The following is an 18,287-nucleotide window of genomic DNA, read 5'->3' on the forward strand; positions in this document are numbered from 1 at the left end:
AGCACGGCAGGCGCGGGCACAGCTGCAACAGCAGGTGCAGGCGAAGATGCAGGCGCAGCCGCGCCCGCCTGCCATGGCTGCCACAGCAGCAGCGCGGCGGCCACGGCCAGACTCACGCCGCCCAGCGCCAGCCAGACGGTGCCGCGCCGCGCGCCATGGGCCGCCGCGCCGCCGTGCAGCTGCACCTGCGGCGCATGGATGGAAGGCAATTCGCCCAGCTGGCGCTCGGCCTGCGATTTTTTCAGTGCTTCGAGTATGTAGGACATCTTATTTTCCTGCCACCAGCGCCGTCGCGGCAGGTGCGGCCACGGCGGGAGCGGCGCCCGACAGGCGCGGCTCCGGGTTGTCGCCCGACTGCATCAGGCGCATGAAGGTTTTCGGTCCCGCCAGGCCATCGGCCTTCAGGTTCTGGCTTTGCTGGAAGTCGCGCAGCAGGCGTTGCATTTCGGCATCGAGCGGCAGGTTCGCCTGCGGCATGGGCAAGCCGTGCAGCTGCGCCAGGCGTTGCGCCAGCCAGTCCACGTCGGCGCCCCGCGCCCCCGCCGGCACCTCGTCGCGCCAGCCGCGCGGGGCGCGCCAGAAGGTGGTGAAACTGCCGTCGCTGCGCTGCGCCAGTTCCGCCAGCGGCAGGCTCTGCTGCCGGCCATCGATCGCCAGGGTGGCCGTCTCGCCGCGCAGCTGCGTCAGCAGGGCCAGCCGCTCCTGGCCCGCCGGGTCGCGCAGGGACAGCAGGGCGGGACGGTCCAGCACGCGCAGTTCGGCGATGCCGCCCCGGCTCTGCAGGCAGCGCAGGCCGGCCCGGGCGGCCACCTGGCAGGCGTCGCCGTCCGGCAAATGGTCGCCCCACAGGGCGGCCAGCTGGCGCAGCATGGCATTGCGGTCCGGCATGCTGGCAGCGGCCGGCGCCGGTACGGCAGCGGGCGCGGCCGCCGCTGCCGGGGCCGGGGCCGGGGCCGCCACGGCGGCGGGCAGCTTCGCCACGGACGCCGTGGCTGGCGCGTGCGGCATGAAATGCCAGGCCAGCGCGGCCGTCACCACGGCGCCGGCCAGCACGCCGCCGGCCACGTGGGGCCAGCGCAGGCCGGCCGCCGGCGCCCGGCGCCCCTCCTCGGCAAACACTTCGGCGGCGGCGCGGCGCAGGATAGGCCGCGTCACGTGCCGCTGGTTTTCCACGTAGGCGCCCAGCAGCGCGCGGTCGCACAGCAGGTTGATGCGGCGCGGCACGCCGTGGCTCAGCGCATGGATCTGCGCCATCTGGCGCGGCGCGAACGGCGTCTGCGCCGTGCTGCCCGCCACGGCCAGGCGGTGGTGGATGTAGCTGGCCGTCTCGTCGGCCGACAGGGAACCGAGGTGATAGCGGGCGATCACACGCTGGGCCAGCTGTTCCAGTTCCGGGCGGGCCAGCATGGCGCGCAGTTCCGGCTGGCCGATGAGGATAATCTGCAGCAGCTTGCGCTCGCTCGTTTCCAGGTTCGTCAGCAGGCGCAGCTGTTCCAGCACGGCGGCGGACAGGTTTTGCGCTTCATCAATGATGAGCACATTGTTCTTGCCCTGGGCATGGCTGGCCAGCAGGTAGGCGTTGATGGCGTCCACATAGCCCTTCACGCTGGCCACGCCGGGCGCCAGGGCGATGCGGAATTCCTCGCAGATCGAGTGCAGCAATTCCTCGACGGACAGTTTCGGATTGAAGATGTAGGCGAGCTGGCAATTGTCCGGGATCTGCTCCATGAAACAGCGGCACACGGTGGTCTTGCCGGCGCCGATCTCGCCCGTCAGCAGGACGAAGCCGCCGCCGCTGCCCACGCCATACAGCAGGTGCGCCAGCGCCTCGCGGTGGCGCTCGCTCATGTACAGGTAGCGGGGATCGGGGGCGATCGAGAACGGCGATTGCTTGAGCTGGAAATAATGCGTGTACATGGAAACCCTGCGGATGAAACGATCAAAATGCGTCCAGGCAAGCCGACACGCCGAGCCACCGGCTCAGCGGGTTTGCGCGGGCGGCAACGGCTTGTATTTGGCGCAATAGACTTTCGCCTTGCTACGGAAGTAGACGATTTTACTGCCAGGCACGGAACCACGGACAGGAAAGGCGGAGGCATCGAGCGCATTGAAGCGCAGGCCCGAGGCGCTGCGGATGGCCGGTTCCAGCTTTTCCGGCGTCGTGTCCGCCACCACGCCCATGAAGACGAGGGGGCTGGTATCGTCGCTGACGATCACGTCGGTAATGGGCGCGCCCCACAAGGTGGCGTCCGTGCGGAACCAGTAGGCGCCCCCTTCATGCTTGTAGGCCGGGCCGAAGGCCGTCAGCAGGTACGCATAAAAGGCCTTGTTGTCGATCTGGTCGATGCACAGCACGGCATTGCCCACCACTTGCCCGAACGTCGACGGCGGCGGCTTGGGCTGCGCCAGCGCGCCGGACACGGGCCAGCCCGCGGCCAGCAGGGCCAGCAGGGCCGCCGCGCGCCACGCATGCGGCAAGGAACGGCGCGCACGCATGATCAGCGCTTGCGCTCTTCTTTCTTGACCTTCTTGGCTTCCTTCTTCTCCTTCATGGTCTTGGCCGGTTCTTTCTTGGCTTCCTTCTTGCTGTCCTGTGCCTTGCTCATCATCTACTCCATGCCTGGGCGGGAATGCCGCAGCCATTATGACACCGCCCCATGAAAATGCCACGTCATTTCCCTGGCGCAATGCAGCGCCCCCCGGCAAGCACGCGCGCGGCACGGGCTTATGCATAAAAAGACGTTTGCATTTTCATTTTATTATGTTTTAATACATGGAGTTTATAAAATTATATTATTCCGGCGCGGCAAGACCAGCACCGGAAACATCCATGCAAACTGGGGACAGGACATGGCCGCCACGCGGCGCGACCATGTGTCATGCACGTACAGCCCTCGGCGGAAATGCACATTATGATGAGAAAGATGATCTTGCTGGGCGCGGTCCTGTCGCTCTGGACCGCTGGCAACCTGCGCGCGGCCGACCTGCCGCGGCCGGTGCCGCAGTCCGCTTACCAGGGGCCGCCCGCCGCGCTGGCCCTGCGCCTGGCCGGTTTCCCGCCGGACGCCAGCCTGCGCGTCCCCGCCCCGCAGGAGCCGGATACGCAGTCGCTGCTGCTGGTCGCCATCGTGCTGCTGGGCCTGCGCATGCGCGCCCGCGTCCCCAGCGAAAAGTTCGGCACCTGACGTCAAAACGGCCGCGCAGGGCGGCCGTTCCAGTCACGCTTCAGCGCCCCGTCAGTGCAGGCACAGGCGGCGGCGGGTCTTCTCGATCAGGGCCGCATCGTAGGGATACAGGTTCTCGATAAAGAACAATTCCGTTTCCGCCTCGTCTTCCAGGCACATCTCGATCATGACCGGACCATCGCTTTCGCGGCCCAGGAAATCCTTCGGCCAGCGATTCTTGCGGTGCGTGCGCATCAATTCCATGCCCAGCGCGGCCAGCGGCGCCGACACGCCGGCGGCCAGCGCCTCTTGCTGCCAGTCGTCCCAGTACGCGCTCTTTGCTGCCTTGTCGTTCATCATGCTCTTCCAACTCAGGTGTAAAAGGCGGACTCTACTCTTGATGACCCGCCTTGCCAAGCATGCGCAGAAGCAACATCGCACGGCCCCCGGCGTACCATTTGGGAAAAATTGGCATTAAACAAGGCCAATTTCAATACCATTCCAGGCGAGCAAAAAATCCTTACATAACAATGACTTACCGCCACAACGATGGGCGATGCCGCAACAGCCTTACGCCAATTTACAATACCACTTAAATACCTGTTGACAAGCCATCGAGGCGACAATATAGTGCCTTCAGCTTTTTCGCCGCCCGACAAAAAAAACGAGACAGGCGCAATCAACCATAAGCCGGACTGCAAACACATGATCGAATACATAATCGGCGTCGACGGAGGGGGCAGTGGCACCCGTGTACGCCTGGCGCGCCTCGACGGCCAGGAACTGGCGCAGGGACAGAGCGGGCCTTCCGGCCTGGCGCACGGCATCGAGCGCGCGTGGACTTCCGTGGCGCACGCCGTCACCCTGGCCTTCCGCGCCGCCGACCTGGAGCAGCCGGCCCTGCAGCGCATGGCCATCGGCCTGGGCCTGGCCGGCGTGCATAACAAGCAGTGGGCCGCCAGCTTCATCGAACACAATCCCGGCTATGCCCGCGTGGCGCTCGAATCGGATGCCTTGACCACCCTGCTGGGCGCCCATGCGGGCGAACCGGGCGCCATCGTCGCCATCGGCACGGGCAGCGTGGGCGAGGTGCTGCATGCGGACGGCAGCCGCCACGAAGTGGGCGGCTGGGGCTTTCCTTCCGGCGACGAGGCGGGCGGTGCCTGGATCGGCATGCGCGCCATCAACCATGCGCAGCAGGTGGTCGACGGCCGCGTGCCCGGCAGCGCCTTCGCCACGGCCATCGTGCACGCCTGCGGCGGCCAGCGCGACGCCATGCAGGTGTGGCTGGCAGCGGCCAGCCAGACCACCTTCGCGCAGCTGGCGCGCCTGGTGCTCGAACACGCCCCCAGCAATGCCGTGGCGCGCGCCATCCTCGTCGAGGCGGGCCAGCAGATCGCCCTGATCGCCAGGGCGCTGGACCCGGCCGGCACCCTGCCCGTGGCCCTGTGCGGCGGCCTGGCGGCGCCCTTGTCGGCCTACCTGCCGGCGGAACTGTTGCAACTGGTCGTGCCGGCACAGGGCGACTCGGCCGCAGGCGGCCTGCGCCTGATACGCAAGCACTTGCGGGAGCACTGACATGCTGGCCAAACTATCCGCCTTCAAACCCAATCCGGCCAGCGACACGCCGCTCTACATGCAGCTGGCGAACATGCTGTCGGACGGCATCGCCAGCGGCGACTGGCGCGCCAACCAGGCCCTGCCCTCCGAGCGCGTGCTGTCGGACATCCTGGAAATCTCGCGCGTCACGGCGCGCAAGGCCATCGACATGCTGTGCGACCGGGGCATGCTGACGCGCAAGCGCGGCTCGGGCACCTACATCACGCCGAAGCTGGAGCAGCCGCTGTCGCGCCTGACGAGCTTTTCGGAAGAATTGCGCCAGCGGGGCTTCACGGCCGGCTCGCGCTGGCTGCAGCGCGACATCGGCGCGGCGGCGCCGCTGGAGCTGCTGTCGCTGGGCCTGTCGCCGCACATGCCGGTGGCGCGCCTGCGCCGCCTGCGCACGGCCGACGAAGTGGTGATGGCCATCGAGACCACCACCATCCCCGCCCTGTACATGCCGGACCCGCAGCAGGTCACCGATTCGCTGTACGGCTACCTGGAGTCGCGCGGCACCATCCCGATGCGCGCGCTGCAGCATATCCGCGCCGTCAACGCCACGGCGGAACAGGCCAAGCTGGCCAGCATCAAGACGGGTGAAGCCATGCTGCACATCACCCGTGTCAGTTATCTCGAGAACGGCGCGGCGGTGGAACTGACCCACTCGTATTGCCGCAGTGATTATTATGAATTCGTAGCGGAGTCGCGCAGATGAGCAGCACAATCAAAGGCAATATCCTTACCCCCGGCGGCTGGATCCACGGCGCCATCGCCTTCGGCGAGCGCGTCGACAGCATCACGGGCGATTCCCTCCACCCGTCGGGCAACAGCGACGACTACATCCTGCCCGGCTTCATCGACCTGCACGTGCATGGCGGCGCCGGCAAGGACATCATGGAAGGCGGCGACGCCGTCTACGCCATCGCGGCCATCCACGCGCGCCACGGCACCACCAGCCTGCTGGCGACCACCATGACGGCGCCGCCCGAGGACATCGACATGGCCCTGACGGCCATCGGCGCGGCCGCCAAGGACCGCCGCCCGAACACGGCGCGCGTGCTGGGCGCCCACCTGGAAGGCCCGTACATCAATTCCGGCAAGCTGGGGGCGCAGCCCAACTACGCGCGCGCCGCCACCCTGGCCGAGATCGAGCGCCTGCAGACCCTGGCCAGGCTGCGCGTCATCACCGTGGCGCCGGAAATCGCCGGCCACCTGGAGCTGGTGCGCGCCCTGGCCGACGCCGGCGTGCGCGTGCAGATCGGCCACACGCTCGGCTCCTATGAAGACGGCGTGGCCGCGCTGGAACACGGCGCCATGGGCTTCACGCACCTGTTCAACGCCATGAGCGGCCTGCACCACCGCGAGCCGGGCATGGTCGGCGCCGCCCTGGCACACGCCGAATACGCGGAACTGATTCCCGACCTGCTGCACGTGCATCCGGGCGCCATCAAGGTGGCCCTGCGCGCCATCCCGCGCCTGTACTGCGTCACCGATTCGACCGCCGCCACCGGCATGCCGGACGGCGAATACATGCTGGGCCGCCACGCCGTGCAGAAATGCATGGGCGGCGTGCGCCTGCCCGACGGCACCCTGGCGGGCAGCACCCTGACCCTGGACCAGGCGCTGCGCAACCTGGTGGGACTGGGACTGGACCTGGCCGACGCGTCCAAGCGCGTGTCGACCAACGCCGCCGATTACCTGGGCCTGGAAGAACGCGGCCGGCTGGCCCCCGGTACTTATGCCGATCTGGTGGTACTCGATCGCGACCTCAAACTCAAAGCTGTGTATATAGAAGGAGAAATCTGTGACCTCAATGATGCTTAAAGAAGCCATTTCCGCCGCCGAATGCGTCGCCCTGCAACTGGCCAGCGACACGGAACGCTACGCGGAACTGGGCCGCAAATTGAGGAGCACCTCGTTCTCGACCGCGCTGACCATCGCGCGCGGCAGCTCCGACCACGCCTGCAACTACGTCGCCTACCTGATCATGGCGCGCCTGGGCCGCGTCGTCGCCTCGCTGCCGATGTCGCTGGTGACGCTGAACAAGTCGCCGCTGGTGACGCGCGACACCCTGGCCATCTCGATCTCGCAATCGGGCCAGAGTCCGGACGTGGTCGAGCCGATCCGCTACTTCCGCGACGGCGGCGCCACCACCGTGGCCCTCGTCAACGACATCGAGTCGCCGCTGGCGCACGCCGCCGAGTGGGCCATGCCCCTGCGCGCGGGCAAGGAACAGAGCGTCGCCGCGACGAAAAGCTTCATCACCAGCCTGGTCGCCGGCGCGCGCATGGTGGCGCAGTGGCAGAACGACCCCGAGCTGCTGGGAGGCCTGGAAGCGCTGCCCGAGGCATTGCTCGAAGCGACCCGCGTCGACTGGTCGCCCGCCATCGACGTGCTGGCGCCGGCGCGCAACATCATGGTCGTCGGACGCGGCATCAGCTTCCCCGTGGCGCTGGAATCGGCCCTGAAATTCAAGGAAACCTCGGCCCTGCAGGCGGAAGCGTTCAGCGGCGCGGAAATCAAGCATGGCCCGATGGCCCTGATCGAAGACGGCTACCCGCTGCTCATTTTCGCCACGCGCGGCCCGACCCAGGCCGGCCTGCTGCAGCTGGCCAGCGAAATGCGCGGCCGCGGCGCCAAGGTCCTGCTGGCGGCGCCGGCGGACGTGGCCGAACGCGACCTGACCCTGCCCGTGGCGGCCACGCCGGACCTCGACCCGATCGTCGCCATCCAGTCCTTCTACGTGATGGCGGCCAAGCTGTCGGCCGCGCGCGGCATGGACCCGGATGCGCCGCGTCACCTGAGCAAGGTCACGAAGACAAATTAAGCATTACCCGGCAGCGCCGCTCCCGTCACGGGGCGGCGCTGCCGCCAGCACCCGAACATAAGCGACGGCAAGGGCATGTACCCGCGCTGCGGATTCATATAAACGTGGGGCCTGCCGCCCCAGGATAAAAATGACCATCAAGAGACTGTTGGCGGTGTTTGCCTGCGCGAGCCTGTTCGCGCCGCAGGCGGGCGCTGTCGAGAAAATCGAATTCTGGACCTTCAGCATGAAGCCGAAGTTCACGCCGTATTTCAATGCGGTGGTGGCGCGCTATGAGGCGCAGAATCCCGACGTCAAGATCGAATGGATCGACTTCCCGTGGGACGTCATCCAGACCAAGCTGGTCACGCGCATCGTGGCCGGCACCCCGCCCGCGCTGGTCAGCCTGAACGTGCCCTGGGCCGATGAATACGCGCGCGACGGCCTGCTCACGCCCGTCGATGGCCTGATCAAGGAAGCGCGCGCCAGCTACATACCCAGCGCCCTGGAAGACCTGCGCTTCAAGGGCCGCACGTATGGTTTCCCCATGTACAGCAATGTCGCGGTGATCGCCTTCAATACCGCCATTTTCAAACAGGCGGGCCTGTCGCGCGGCCCCGCCAGCCTCGATGAACAGCTGGCGTTCGCGCGCCAGATCGCGCAACGCACGGGCAAGGCCGGCATCGCCCCCGCCCTGTCGAAGATCGACGGCCTGTTCATGCAGCAGGGCCTGGCCGTCATCACCGACAACCGCGCCGTCTTCAATTCGCCACAGCACGTGGCGCTGGTGCAGAAGCTGGCCGACACCTACAGGGTCGGCGGCCTGCTGAAGGAAAGCCTGTTCGCCGAAGATAACTTCCCGGCCGTGATCGACGCCTACAAGGGCGGCCGCCTGGGCATGCTGCTGGCGCCGCCGACGGCCATGCAGCGCATCCGCAGCGACGCGCAGGACATCTACGCCATCACCGACGTGGCACCCGCGCCGCTGGGCCCGACGGGCATCGCCGACGGCGGCTGGCTGGTGCACTTCGCCATTCCGAAAGGCGTGTCCATGCAGCTGCTGCCGTCGGTGGGCAAGTTCGCGCGCTACCTGACGAACGACGCCAACCAGCTCGACTTCGCGCGCCAGGCCAGCGTCTTCCCCACCACCATCAGGGCGGCAGCCGACCCGTTCTTCCTCGCCACGCCGAAGCATGCGGGCGCGGCCGAAAAGGCGGTGGCGGCCGGCGCCCTGTCGATGAACCACTCGCGCACCCTGTACGTGGCCGGCATCGACGACTACGACGAATTGCGCCGCTCGCTGGTGAAAGCCGTCGAGGCGGGCGTGACGGGCAAGCAGGACGTGAAGCAGGCGCTGGACCAGGCCGTCGCCATCTGGAACCGCAAGCTGGCCACCCTGCCGCGCCACTAAGGACACCATGAAACTCGCCCACCGCCACACCCTGCAAGCCTGGCTGTTCCTCGCCCCGGCCCTGCTGCTGCTGGCCGCCTTTTCCTTCTGGCCCGTCGGCTACGGCTCCGTGCTGGCCTTCACCGACTACAGCCTGATACGCGAGACGCGCTTCGTCGGCCTGGATAATTTCCGCTACATCTTCCAGAACGAGATGTTCGTCTCGGGCCTGAAAAATTCGCTGCTGTTCCTGCTGATGGTGCCCTTCGTGCAGGTGGGCGCCATCACCCTCGCCGTGCTGGTGAACAACCGCCTGCCCGGCATCCGTCTGTTCCGCGCCGCCTTCTACGTGCCCGTGGTAACCACCGTTTCCGTGGTCGGCATCATGTGGGGTTTCATGTTCCACGAACAGGGCGCGCTGAACTACGTGATGATGACCTTAAAGCTCGTGAACGCGCCCGTGGGCTGGTTGTCGAACGACAGCCTGGCCCTGTTTGCCGTCATGTTCGTCACCCTGTGGCGCGGCCTGGGCTGGTACATGGTGATGTACCTGGCGGCCCTGCAAGCCATCCCGTCGGACATGCAGGAAGCGGCCATGCTCGACGGCGCCAGCCGCTGGCAGCGCTTCTGGAAGATCACCGTGCCCATGCTGCGCCCGACCATCATGCTGTGCTCCATCCTGTCCGTGCTGGCGGCCCTGAAGGCGTACCAGGAAGTCGACGTGCTGACCCAGGGCGGGCCGATGAACTCCACCTTCACGGCGCTGTATTACGCCTACGACCAGGGCCTCAAGCACCTCAAATTGCCGCGCGCGCTGGCCGCCAGCTTCGTCGTGTCCCTATTCTGCATCGGCATCGCCCTGCTGTGCCTGCGCTACCTCAAACCCAAGCACCGCTGACCGGGAAATGACCATGAAAATCCGTTCCCGCCCCCTGAAGACGCGCCTGCGGCGCCTTGGCCAATCTGCCGGCCACTATGCCGTGCTGTGCGCGATCGCCGTCGTCTGCGTCTTCCCCTTCTGGTGGACGCTGGTGACGGCCATTTCCACGGAGGGCAATATCTTCGCCTTCCCGCCCACCTTCTGGCCGAAGGCGCCGTCGTTCGAGAATTTCATCGAAGTGTTCAATGCGATTCCCATCTGGTCGTTCTTCAAGAACTCCGTGCTGATCGCCGCGTTCACCGTCTTCTGGAAACTGCTGCTGTGCTCACTGGCCGCGTATCCGCTGGCGCGCCTGAAATTCCGCGGCCGCAAGCTCGTGTTCGGCCTGATCCTCGCCACCCTGGTGCTGCCGTCGGAAGTGAACTTCCTCGTCAACTTCATCACCATCACGCAAATGAGCCTGGTCGACACCTATACGGGCGTGATCCTGCCCAACGTGGTGACGGCCGTGGCCATCCTGCTGCTCAAGCAGGCCTTCGAGGAGGTGCCGCAGGACCTGATCGACGCGGCGCGTGTCGATGGCGCCTCCGAATGGGTCATCTTCAGCCGCATCATGCTGCCCCTGATCACGCCGTGGCTGGCCACGGTCGGCATCCTGACGGCCGTCGAATCGTGGAATGAATACATCTGGCCGTCCATCGTCATGAGCAAGCCCGATGAATTCCCCCTGTCGGTGGGCGTGCTGTACCTGCGCGGCACCTTCGGCAGCAGCACCCGCGTGATCGCCGCCGGCACCCTGATCACCATCGTGCCGACCCTGCTGGCATTCCTGTTCACCCAGCGCTTCTTCATGCGCGGCATGGACGGCGCCGTCAAATGAGCGCCGCCATCGCCACCGACCTGCGCCTGCTGGCCGGCCAGCTGCTAATGACGGGCGTGCCCGGCACCGAGCTCGATGCGGCCACGGCGCAGTGGCTGCAGCGCAGCAGCATCCGCGCCGTCTGCCTGCGCGCGGACAACATCGCCGACAAGGCGCAGCTGGTGCGCCTGACGTCGGCCCTGCAGCGCGTGCTGGGGCCGCAGGCGCTGATCGCCATCGACACGGCCGGCGCGGCGTCCCCCTACCCCGCCTGGCTGCCCCAGCCGCCCACGGCCGCGGCCCTGTGCGCCGAAGGCGACGCCAGCCTGGCCTACGGCACGGGCGCCTGCGTGGCGCGCGCCCTGCGCTCGCTGGGCATCAACTGGCACCTGGCGCCGCTGCTGGACCTGGCCCCCGCCGGAGCCTTCCCGGCCGCGCCGGGCGCCGAACACGCGTTTGGCGGCGATCCCACGCATGCATCCGCGATGGCGATGGCGTGGATGGCCGGCAGCCAGTCCGAAGGCGTGGCCTGCTGCGCCAGGCTGTTCATGCCCGGCGCCGTCGCGCCCCAGGCCGGCCTGCCGACGGTCGCCAAGAGCCTGTCGCAGCTGGAAGAATACGATTTCGTGCCGTTTCGCCAGGCCACCGCGCAGGCGGCGTCGATGATGAGCGCCCACGTGCTGTACCCGGCCCTCGACGACGCGCTGCCCGCCAGCCTGTCGCCGCGCGTGCTGCAGGACCTCGTGCGCGGGCAGTGGCACTACGAGGGCGTGATCATCAGCGACGGCCTGGACACGGCCTGCGTGCGCGAACGCCACGCGCGCGGCGAGATCGCGCTGAAGAGCGTGGCCGCCGGCAGCGACATGGCCATGGTGCTGGAGCATCCGTCCGCCGTGGCCGCGCTCGACGCCGTGGCGGGTGCGCTGGCCTCGGGCGACCTGCCCCTGCAGGCCGCCGGCACGCGCCTGGCGCGCCTGGCCGCGCATGCGCGGCGCTACCCTGCCAGGGCGGAAGCGCATGCGCAGCACTACGTGCAGGAGGCCGCCGACCGCATCATCCTGGCCGAGGGCTGGCGCCGCTGCAAGGCGGCGCTGGCGCGGCGGGAGCCATAGCATGCAGCAGCACGCAATACCGACAGCAGTAACTTCGCCATCGCCGGATGGTGCCATCACCGAGGAAGTGTTCATGAACGACAAGAGCAGCAATACCAGCCAGCGCGCCCGCAGCCCCATCACCTGGGTACCCACGCTGTATTTCGCCCAGGGCCTGCCGTTTTATGCCGTGGCCCTGGTGGCCGGGCTGATGTTCAAGAGCATGGGCGTGCCGAACGACCAGATCGCCCGCTGGACGGCCCTGATCGGCTTTGCCTGGGTCTTCAAGTCGCTGTGGAGCCCTTTCCTGGAACTGGCGTCGAGCAAGAAGACCATGGTGGTGCTGTTCCAGTTCATGGGTGGCCTGAGCCTGGGCCTGATCGCGCTGGCCCTGCAGACGCCGCTGTGGTTCGCCGCCTGCATCGCCGTGCTGTTCGTCGCCGCGCTGGCCTCGTCGACGCACGACATCGTCTGCGACGGCCTGTACATTGCCAGCCTGACCGACAAGCAGCAGGCGGCCTATGCGGGCTGGCAGGGCGCCTTCTTCAACGCGGGCAAGTTCATCTCGCTGGGCGGCCTGGTGATCCTGGCCGGCTACCTGGAAAAGCATATCGGCGTCAAGCCTGCGTGGTCGGTGATCTTCCTGATCATCGGCGCCATGATGCTGTCGCTGGCCGCCTACCACCTGTGGGCGTTGCCGCAGGTGCGCAACGCGGCCGTGGCCGACAAGAGCGTGGCGGGCATCAGCCGCACCCTGGGGGACGTGCTGATGGACTTCCTGAAAAAACCGGGCATCTGGGGCATGATCGCCTTCATCATCCTGTTCCGCGCCGGCGAGGCGCAGGTGCAGACCATCGGCCCGCTGTTCCTGCGCGAAGCGCGCGCACTGGGGGGACTCGGCCTGTCGACGACGGAAGTGGGCGCCGTGTACGGCACGGCCGGCACCGTCGCCTTCCTGCTGGGCAGCATCGGCGGCGGTTACTTCACGTCCTGGCTGGGCCTGAAACGCGCTATGCCCTTCCTGATCCTCGCCATGAACCTGCCCAACCTCGTGTTCTATTACCTGAGCCACAGCATGCCCACCGACCTGGCCCTGATCACGGGCGCGCTCAGCGTGGAAATGTTCGGCTACGGCTTCGGCTTCGTCGGCCTGATCCTGTTCATGATGCAGGTAGTTTCCGTCGGCAAGTACCAGACGGCCCACTATGCGTTCGCCACCGGCGTGATGCAGCTGGGCTTCGTGCTGTTCAAGATGATCAGCGGCGACATCCAGATGGCGCTCGGCTACAAGACCTTTTTCCTGTGGGTGCTGGTATCGGCCGTGCCCGTATTGGTCCTGTCGCGCTTCATGCGCATCGGCGCCAAGGAAGCCGCCCACCAACCCGACCAGGCCCAGGCCGAGTCGCCACCGGCGCCAGCGCGCGCCAGCTAGGATAGAAGCACTTCATGGCCCATATCGCCTTAAAGAATATCGTCAAGCTGTACGACGACAAGCACCCCGTCATCCACGGCATCGACCTCGACATCCGCGACGGCGAATTCGTCGTCTTCGTGGGGCCGTCGGGTTGCGGTAAATCAACCCTGCTGCGCATGATCGCCGGCCTGGAAGACATCACGGACGGCGAGCTGCACATCGGCGGCCAGCTGGCCAACGACGTCGCGCCGGCCGAACGGGGCCTGGCCATGGTCTTCCAGAGCTACGCCCTGTACCCGCACATGACGGTGTACGAAAACATGGCCTTCGCCCTCACCCTGGCCGGACACAAGAAGGCCGAGGTGCGCGCCGCCGTCGAGCGCGCCGCCGACATCCTGCAGATCACGGCCTTGCTCAAGCGCAAACCGAAGGACCTGTCGGGCGGCCAGCGCCAGCGCGTGGCCATCGGCCGCGCCATCGTGCGCAAGCCCAAGGTCTTCCTCTTCGACGAGCCGCTGTCGAACCTCGATGCCTCGCTGCGCGTGCAGATGCGCGTGGAAATCTCGCGCCTGCACCAGGAACTGAAGACCACCATGATCTACGTCACGCACGACCAGGTCGAGGCGATGACCCTGGGCGAGCGCATCGTCGTCTTCAACGGCGGGCGCATCGAGCAGGTGGGCAGCCCGCACGAGCTGTACAACAACCCCGGCAACCTGTTCGTGGCCGGCTTCCTGGGCGCGCCGAAGATGAACTTCATCGCCTGCGTCGCCGTCGCCAGCGGTCCCGGCACGGTGGCCGTGCGCCTGCCCGGCGGCGCCGTCATCGAGGCCGCGGCGCAGGGCGGGACGGTGGCGCCCGGCGACCAGCTGACCCTGGGCGTGCGCGCCGAACATGTCAGCCTGCACGACGGCGGCCATGCGGGCGACAACGCGGTCGATGCGGCCGTCAGCCATGTCGAGTACCTGGGCGACGTGGCCATCGTCTACGCCGCCATGCCGGGCGCGACCGACATGCTGGCCGTCAAGTTGCCGGCCGAGCATGGCTTGCGCCAGCCGGGCGACGCCATGCGCCTGCACCTGCCGCCGCAGCATTGCCTGCTGTTCGATGCTGCTGGACAAGCCCTGGCACGCACATCAGGCGCCCCGGCCCAGCCGTTTATGTGACAATAGCCGCTGTTTACCATGCTGCCTCTCTTTGACTTATGCAGGCAGAATGGCAGAATGTCTGTTTTTTTGAGCTTCCTTGCCTGCCTGGCAATGCCGCAGCGGCAGCCAGGGCCAGTGCATATTTTTGTTATTGATTGAAGGATAACCCATGTCCCAATTCCGTCTTGCCCGCCTTAGCCTGCTCCTGGCCGCCATCGGCCTGAATGTCCTGCCTGCCCTGTCGCACGCGCAAGATGCCCAACCTGCGGCCCCGGCTGCCGGTGCGCCGGCAGCCGCGCCCGCCGATACGGTGCGCCCTGAAATCTTCAAGCTGCTCGACCCGGCCGTCGTGAAGGCGTCGATGGATGCCAAGAACTATGCCGACGTGCAAAGCCGCATCGACCAGGCAGCCGCCATTCCCGCCCTGACGCCCTACGAATTGTTCGTGCTGAACCGCCTGCGCGTGGCGCTCGCCTCCACCACCAACAATCCGGCCATGGCCATGACGGCGCTGGAAGCGGTGATCGAATCGGGCAAGCTGGACAAGAAATCGCAGGGCGACTTCATCCAGGCCCTGGCCAACTACCACTACAACGCCAAGGATTATCCGAACGCCATCAAGTGGTTCACCCGTTACCAGACAGAAACTGGCGACGTGGCCACCGTGCGCCCGTACATCATCCGCGCCTACTACTTCAACAACGATTTCGCGCGCGCCAAGCAGGAACTGATGGCCGACCTGACGGCCAAGCAGCAAGCGGGCAAGACGCCGACCATCGAAGAGCTGCAATTGCTGGCCAACACGGGCTCGAAGAGCAAGGACCCGGCCACCTACCTGATCGCCATGGAAAACCTGGTGCGCTACTACCCGTCGGACGACTACTGGAGCGACCTGCTGGGCCGCCTGCAGAGCAAGGCCGGCTACTCGGACCGCTTCGCGCTGGACGTGCTGCGCCTGCAGTTCAAGGCCGTCGGCACCATGCCGCCGCAGGACTACAGCGACATGGCGGAGATCGCCCTGGTCAATGCCTTCCCGACGGAAGCGAAAAAAGTCCTCGACGCCGGCTTTGCCAAGGGCTTGCTGGGCACGGGCGCGAATGCCGCCAAGCACAAGAAAATGCGCGACCAGGCCAACAAGGCAGCCGCCGACGATGCGAAGAACATCGCCAGCGGCGAAGCGTCGGCCATGAAGAGCAAGGATGGCACGGGCTTGATCAACCTGGGCTACGCCTACGTCACGATGGACCAGTTCGACAAGGGTATCGACCTGATCGAAAAGGGTATCGCCAAGGGCGGCCTGAAGCGTCCTGAAGATGCCAAGCTGCGCCTGGGCTATTCCTACGCCATGGCTGGCAAGAAAGATGAAGCCATCAAGGTGCTGGAAACCGTCAAGGGCGGCGACGGCGTGGGCGACCTGGCCCGCTACTGGATCTTCTGGCTGAACCGTCCTGCCACGGCAGCGGCGGCGCCGGCAGCAGCGGCACAGTAATTCCTGCCTGCGCAAGCATAGCAAAGCGGTTCCCGGCCAATGCCGGGGCCGCTTTTTTTTCGACCCTTTCCCTCCGACCATGCCGCCAGCCACCGCCGCCACCGAACGCCTGATCAGCCTGGATGCCTTCCGCGGCTGCGTGATCATCGCCATGATCTGGGTCAATTACCTGGCCGGCATGCCCGGCATCCCGTGGTGGCTGGAACATGCGGGACCCCGCGCCGACGGCATCACTCTGCCCGACCTGGTCTTTCCCGGCTTTCTGTTCATGGTGGGCATGGCCATCCCGCTGGCCATGCAGCGCCACTGCGGCCACGTCACGCCCGCCCTGCTGGGCCGCCTGCTGTGGCGCTCCGCCAGCCTGATGCTGGCCGGCGTGGTGCTGGCCAATGCCTACCGCTACGATGCGCAGGCGGCGCTGCTGCCGCGCGCCCCGTATTTCCTGCTGTTTTACGTGGCCATGCTCCTGCTGTGGCGCCAGGGCGCGGGCAGGCGGGAACTGGCCGCGGGCGGCGCGCTGATGCTGTTCCTGCTGGCGACGTTTCGCGGCACATTGAACGGCGAGTTTTCCAGCACCTGGCTGCAACCCTCGTGGTGGGGCATCCTCGGCATGATAGGCTGGGCGTATCTGCTGTGCAGCCTGCTGTACCTGGCGTGCCGGGGCAAGGGCACGGCGCTGATGGGCATGCTTGCCATGCTGATCGTGCTGTACATGGGCGGCACGGCGGGCAGCCTGGATTTCTTGCCGGCAAGCATCAACGCCGTCGTCAACGTGCCGCAGGTGCTGGGGTCGACGGCCGCCAACGTGCTGGCCGGCACCCTCGTGGGCCGGCTCTTCCTGCGCGACGCCGCCATGACGCCGCGCCAGCGGATACGGTTCATGGCGTGGTTTGCGCTGGGCCTGTTTGCCGCCGGCATGCTGCTGCGGCCGTATCACCACATCAACAAGATCGCGGCGACGGAATCCTATACCCTGGTCTGCAGCGCCATCATCCTGGCCCTGTTCCTGGCGTTCTACATCGTCATCGACGTGTGGCGCTGGCGCGCCTGGACGGTGGTGCTGTTGCCCGCCGGTACCAATGCCCTGTTCGCCTACATCGTGCCCGACCTGTGGCAGCAGCTGACGGCCGTGCTGCACCTGCCGCCCGTCTGGTGGCCCTGGCTGGAAACGGGCGGCGCGGCCGGCCTGTGGAACGCGGCAGGCGTCACGGCCCTGATGCTGCTGTTCACGGCCCTGGCCACGCGACATGGCTGGACCTTGAAATTCTAGACCTTGATGTAGATCCTGCGCTTGTCCATGGCATACGCGATCAGCCAGCACAGCAGCATGAAGCTGACGGCAAACAGCAGCGATCCCACGCGCGCCGGCGCCCAGCCCGTGAAGCCCTGCCGGTACAGCCACTGGTACAGATTGACGCCGCCGATGCGCACGGTAAACGCGATGATCACCAGCACTTCCGACACCAGGTAGATGAACAGGGTGTTCTTGCCGAACACTTCAAAGAAGTAGGTCCAGCCCGTCATTTGACGCACGTCAATGATGAACATCAGCAGCGCCAGCAGCAGCAAGTCCAGGCCGATGCCCAGCATGACGTAGGAACTGGTCCACAGCTTCTTATTGATCGGAAACACCTCGTTCCAGCACAGGGCCACGGCCACGCAGATGACGCCGGCCACGGCCAGCCGAACGAGGCTGGCGCGCAGCTGCGCCGGCGCCGCCCGGCGCACGAAGCTGCCCGCCAGGTAGCCGGCGATGACGTTGACGATAGCCGGCAAGGTGCCGAGGATGCCTTCCGGATCGAAGGCGATGCCTTCGCCGTGGTACAGGTGGCTGTCGCCCAGCAGGATCAGATCCAGCTTGGCCGGCGCATTGCCGTGCAGTGTGTAGTCGCCGAAGCATGCCAGGATGGCCCAGTAGCCGAGCAAGGCGCAGGCGCTGAAGACGAGGGCACCGCGCGTCTTGCCGTAGTGCAGGATCAGCGCGGCGGCCAGGTAGCACACGGCGATGCGCTGCAGCACGCCGGGGATGCGCGTGTGCGACAGGGACGACCAGGCAAATTGCCCCGCGTCATCGATCTTGAAGAACGGAAACCAGTACAGCAGGAAGCCGAGCAGGAAGATCAGCGCGCTGCGCTTGCCCAGCCTGGCCAGCACGGCGCCGTGCCCCAGCTGCTCATACTTGCCCAGCGCAAAGGCCAGGGCATTGCCGACGACAAACAAAAAGCTGGGAAAGACCAGGTCCGTGAGGGTGAAGCCATGCCATTCGGCATGCAGGAATGGCGCATACACGCTGCCCCAGTCGCCCGGGGTATTGACGACGATCATGAGGGCGACCGTCAGGCCGCGCAGGACGTCGAGGGCGAGATAGCGTTGAGAAGCAATAGTCATGGTAAAACAGTTCCAAAAGATAAAAACCGGCTGCCCTTGCGGCAGGCAGCCGGAAAAAA

At 66.5% G+C, this 18,287-nt stretch carries 17 protein-coding genes and 1 pseudogene; 13 read left to right on the forward strand and 5 right to left on the reverse strand.

All coding sequences use genetic code 11. The features are described from left to right. The 3 genes and pseudogenes from EBS11_RS20445 to EBS11_RS20455 all read right to left on the reverse strand — a co-directional run. Nucleotides 1-266: pseudogene (locus tag EBS11_RS20445) on the reverse strand (hypothetical protein); the annotation flags it as partial. A gap of 1 nt (nucleotide 267) precedes the next feature. Beyond that, a complete protein-coding gene (locus EBS11_RS20450) occupies nucleotides 268-1,917 on the reverse strand; it encodes an ExeA family protein (protein ID WP_290605820.1) in 1,650 nt (549 codons plus the stop codon). Between the two features lie 63 nt (nucleotides 1,918-1,980). After that, entirely contained in the window at nucleotides 1,981-2,496 is a 516-nt protein-coding gene (locus EBS11_RS20455; protein WP_290605822.1) for a hypothetical protein, read from the reverse strand. 416 nt (nucleotides 2,497-2,912) lie between these two features. Here EBS11_RS20455 and EBS11_RS20460 point away from each other — a divergent pair, with 416 nt between their 5' ends. Further along, nucleotides 2,913-3,185, forward strand: coding sequence for a hypothetical protein (locus EBS11_RS20460; RefSeq protein WP_290605823.1), 273 nt, complete (start codon nucleotides 2,913-2,915; stop codon nucleotides 3,183-3,185). 51 nt (nucleotides 3,186-3,236) lie between these two features. Here the strand turns inward: EBS11_RS20460 and EBS11_RS20465 are convergent, their stop codons facing one another. After that, the gene (locus tag EBS11_RS20465; protein WP_102296300.1) at nucleotides 3,237-3,524 is read right to left on the reverse strand and encodes a hypothetical protein; all 288 of its coding nucleotides are present in this window, start codon (nucleotides 3,522-3,524) and stop codon (nucleotides 3,237-3,239) included. A 345-nt stretch (nucleotides 3,525-3,869) separates the two neighbouring features. Between EBS11_RS20465 and EBS11_RS20470 the strand changes: the two genes are divergently transcribed. The 12 genes from EBS11_RS20470 (at nucleotide 3,870) to EBS11_RS20525 (ending at nucleotide 17,110) form a co-directional block, all read left to right on the forward strand. Then, the gene (locus EBS11_RS20470) at nucleotides 3,870-4,742 is read left to right on the forward strand and encodes a BadF/BadG/BcrA/BcrD ATPase family protein (RefSeq protein ID WP_290605827.1); all 873 of its coding nucleotides are present in this window, start codon (nucleotides 3,870-3,872) and stop codon (nucleotides 4,740-4,742) included. 1 nt (nucleotide 4,743) lies between these two features. Continuing rightward, nucleotides 4,744-5,478, forward strand: coding sequence for a GntR family transcriptional regulator (locus tag EBS11_RS20475; protein WP_290605829.1), 735 nt, complete (start codon nucleotides 4,744-4,746; stop codon nucleotides 5,476-5,478). Next, nucleotides 5,475-6,587 carry an N-acetylglucosamine-6-phosphate deacetylase gene (gene nagA, locus EBS11_RS20480; RefSeq protein ID WP_290605831.1) on the forward strand — a complete coding sequence of 371 codons (1,113 nt, stop codon included), beginning with the start codon at nucleotides 5,475-5,477 and terminating at the stop codon, nucleotides 6,585-6,587. The genes EBS11_RS20475 and nagA overlap by 4 nt, the downstream gene beginning before the upstream one ends. Further along, on the forward strand, nucleotides 6,577-7,590 hold the full coding sequence (locus EBS11_RS20485; protein ID WP_290605833.1) for an SIS domain-containing protein: 1,014 nt from the start codon (nucleotides 6,577-6,579) through the stop codon (nucleotides 7,588-7,590). The genes nagA and EBS11_RS20485 overlap by 11 nt, the downstream gene beginning before the upstream one ends. A 130-nt stretch (nucleotides 7,591-7,720) precedes the next feature. Further along, nucleotides 7,721-8,980 carry an extracellular solute-binding protein gene (locus EBS11_RS20490; RefSeq protein ID WP_290605835.1) on the forward strand — a complete coding sequence of 420 codons (1,260 nt, stop codon included), beginning with the start codon at nucleotides 7,721-7,723 and terminating at the stop codon, nucleotides 8,978-8,980. Between the two features lie 7 nt (nucleotides 8,981-8,987). Beyond that, nucleotides 8,988-9,857 carry a sugar ABC transporter permease gene (locus EBS11_RS20495; protein ID WP_290605837.1) on the forward strand — a complete coding sequence of 290 codons (870 nt, stop codon included), beginning with the start codon at nucleotides 8,988-8,990 and terminating at the stop codon, nucleotides 9,855-9,857. A 13-nt stretch (nucleotides 9,858-9,870) separates the two neighbouring features. After that, nucleotides 9,871-10,719 carry a carbohydrate ABC transporter permease gene (locus tag EBS11_RS20500; RefSeq protein WP_290605839.1) on the forward strand — a complete coding sequence of 283 codons (849 nt, stop codon included), beginning with the start codon at nucleotides 9,871-9,873 and terminating at the stop codon, nucleotides 10,717-10,719. Then, nucleotides 10,716-11,810, forward strand: a complete 1,095-nt coding sequence (locus EBS11_RS20505; protein WP_290605841.1) for a glycoside hydrolase family 3 N-terminal domain-containing protein — start codon at nucleotides 10,716-10,718, stop codon at nucleotides 11,808-11,810. Before EBS11_RS20500 ends, EBS11_RS20505 begins: the two co-directional genes overlap by 4 nt. 73 nt (nucleotides 11,811-11,883) lie before the next feature. Then, a complete protein-coding gene (locus EBS11_RS20510; protein ID WP_290605902.1) occupies nucleotides 11,884-13,221 on the forward strand; it encodes an MFS transporter in 1,338 nt (445 codons plus the stop codon). Nucleotides 13,222-13,235: 14 nt separating this feature from the next. Further along, nucleotides 13,236-14,369 carry a sn-glycerol-3-phosphate ABC transporter ATP-binding protein UgpC gene (gene ugpC / locus EBS11_RS20515; RefSeq protein WP_290605843.1) on the forward strand — a complete coding sequence of 378 codons (1,134 nt, stop codon included), beginning with the start codon at nucleotides 13,236-13,238 and terminating at the stop codon, nucleotides 14,367-14,369. Nucleotides 14,370-14,520: 151 nt separating this feature from the next. Continuing rightward, nucleotides 14,521-15,840 carry a hypothetical protein gene (locus EBS11_RS20520; protein WP_290605845.1) on the forward strand — a complete coding sequence of 440 codons (1,320 nt, stop codon included), beginning with the start codon at nucleotides 14,521-14,523 and terminating at the stop codon, nucleotides 15,838-15,840. 79 nt (nucleotides 15,841-15,919) lie between these two features. After that, the gene (locus EBS11_RS20525; protein WP_290605847.1) at nucleotides 15,920-17,110 is read left to right on the forward strand and encodes a DUF5009 domain-containing protein; all 1,191 of its coding nucleotides are present in this window, start codon (nucleotides 15,920-15,922) and stop codon (nucleotides 17,108-17,110) included. Here the strand turns inward: EBS11_RS20525 and EBS11_RS20530 are convergent. Beyond that, nucleotides 17,107-18,228, reverse strand: a complete 1,122-nt coding sequence (locus tag EBS11_RS20530; protein WP_290605849.1) for a heparan-alpha-glucosaminide N-acetyltransferase domain-containing protein — start codon at nucleotides 18,226-18,228, stop codon at nucleotides 17,107-17,109. The two genes, EBS11_RS20525 and EBS11_RS20530, sit on opposite strands and share 4 nt — an antisense overlap. Nucleotides 18,229-18,287 lie beyond the last annotated feature (59 nt).

It is taken from the genome of Janthinobacterium sp., assembly GCF_009923995.1.
In the GTDB taxonomy this organism is placed as follows: domain Bacteria; phylum Pseudomonadota; class Gammaproteobacteria; order Burkholderiales; family Burkholderiaceae_D; genus Janthinobacterium.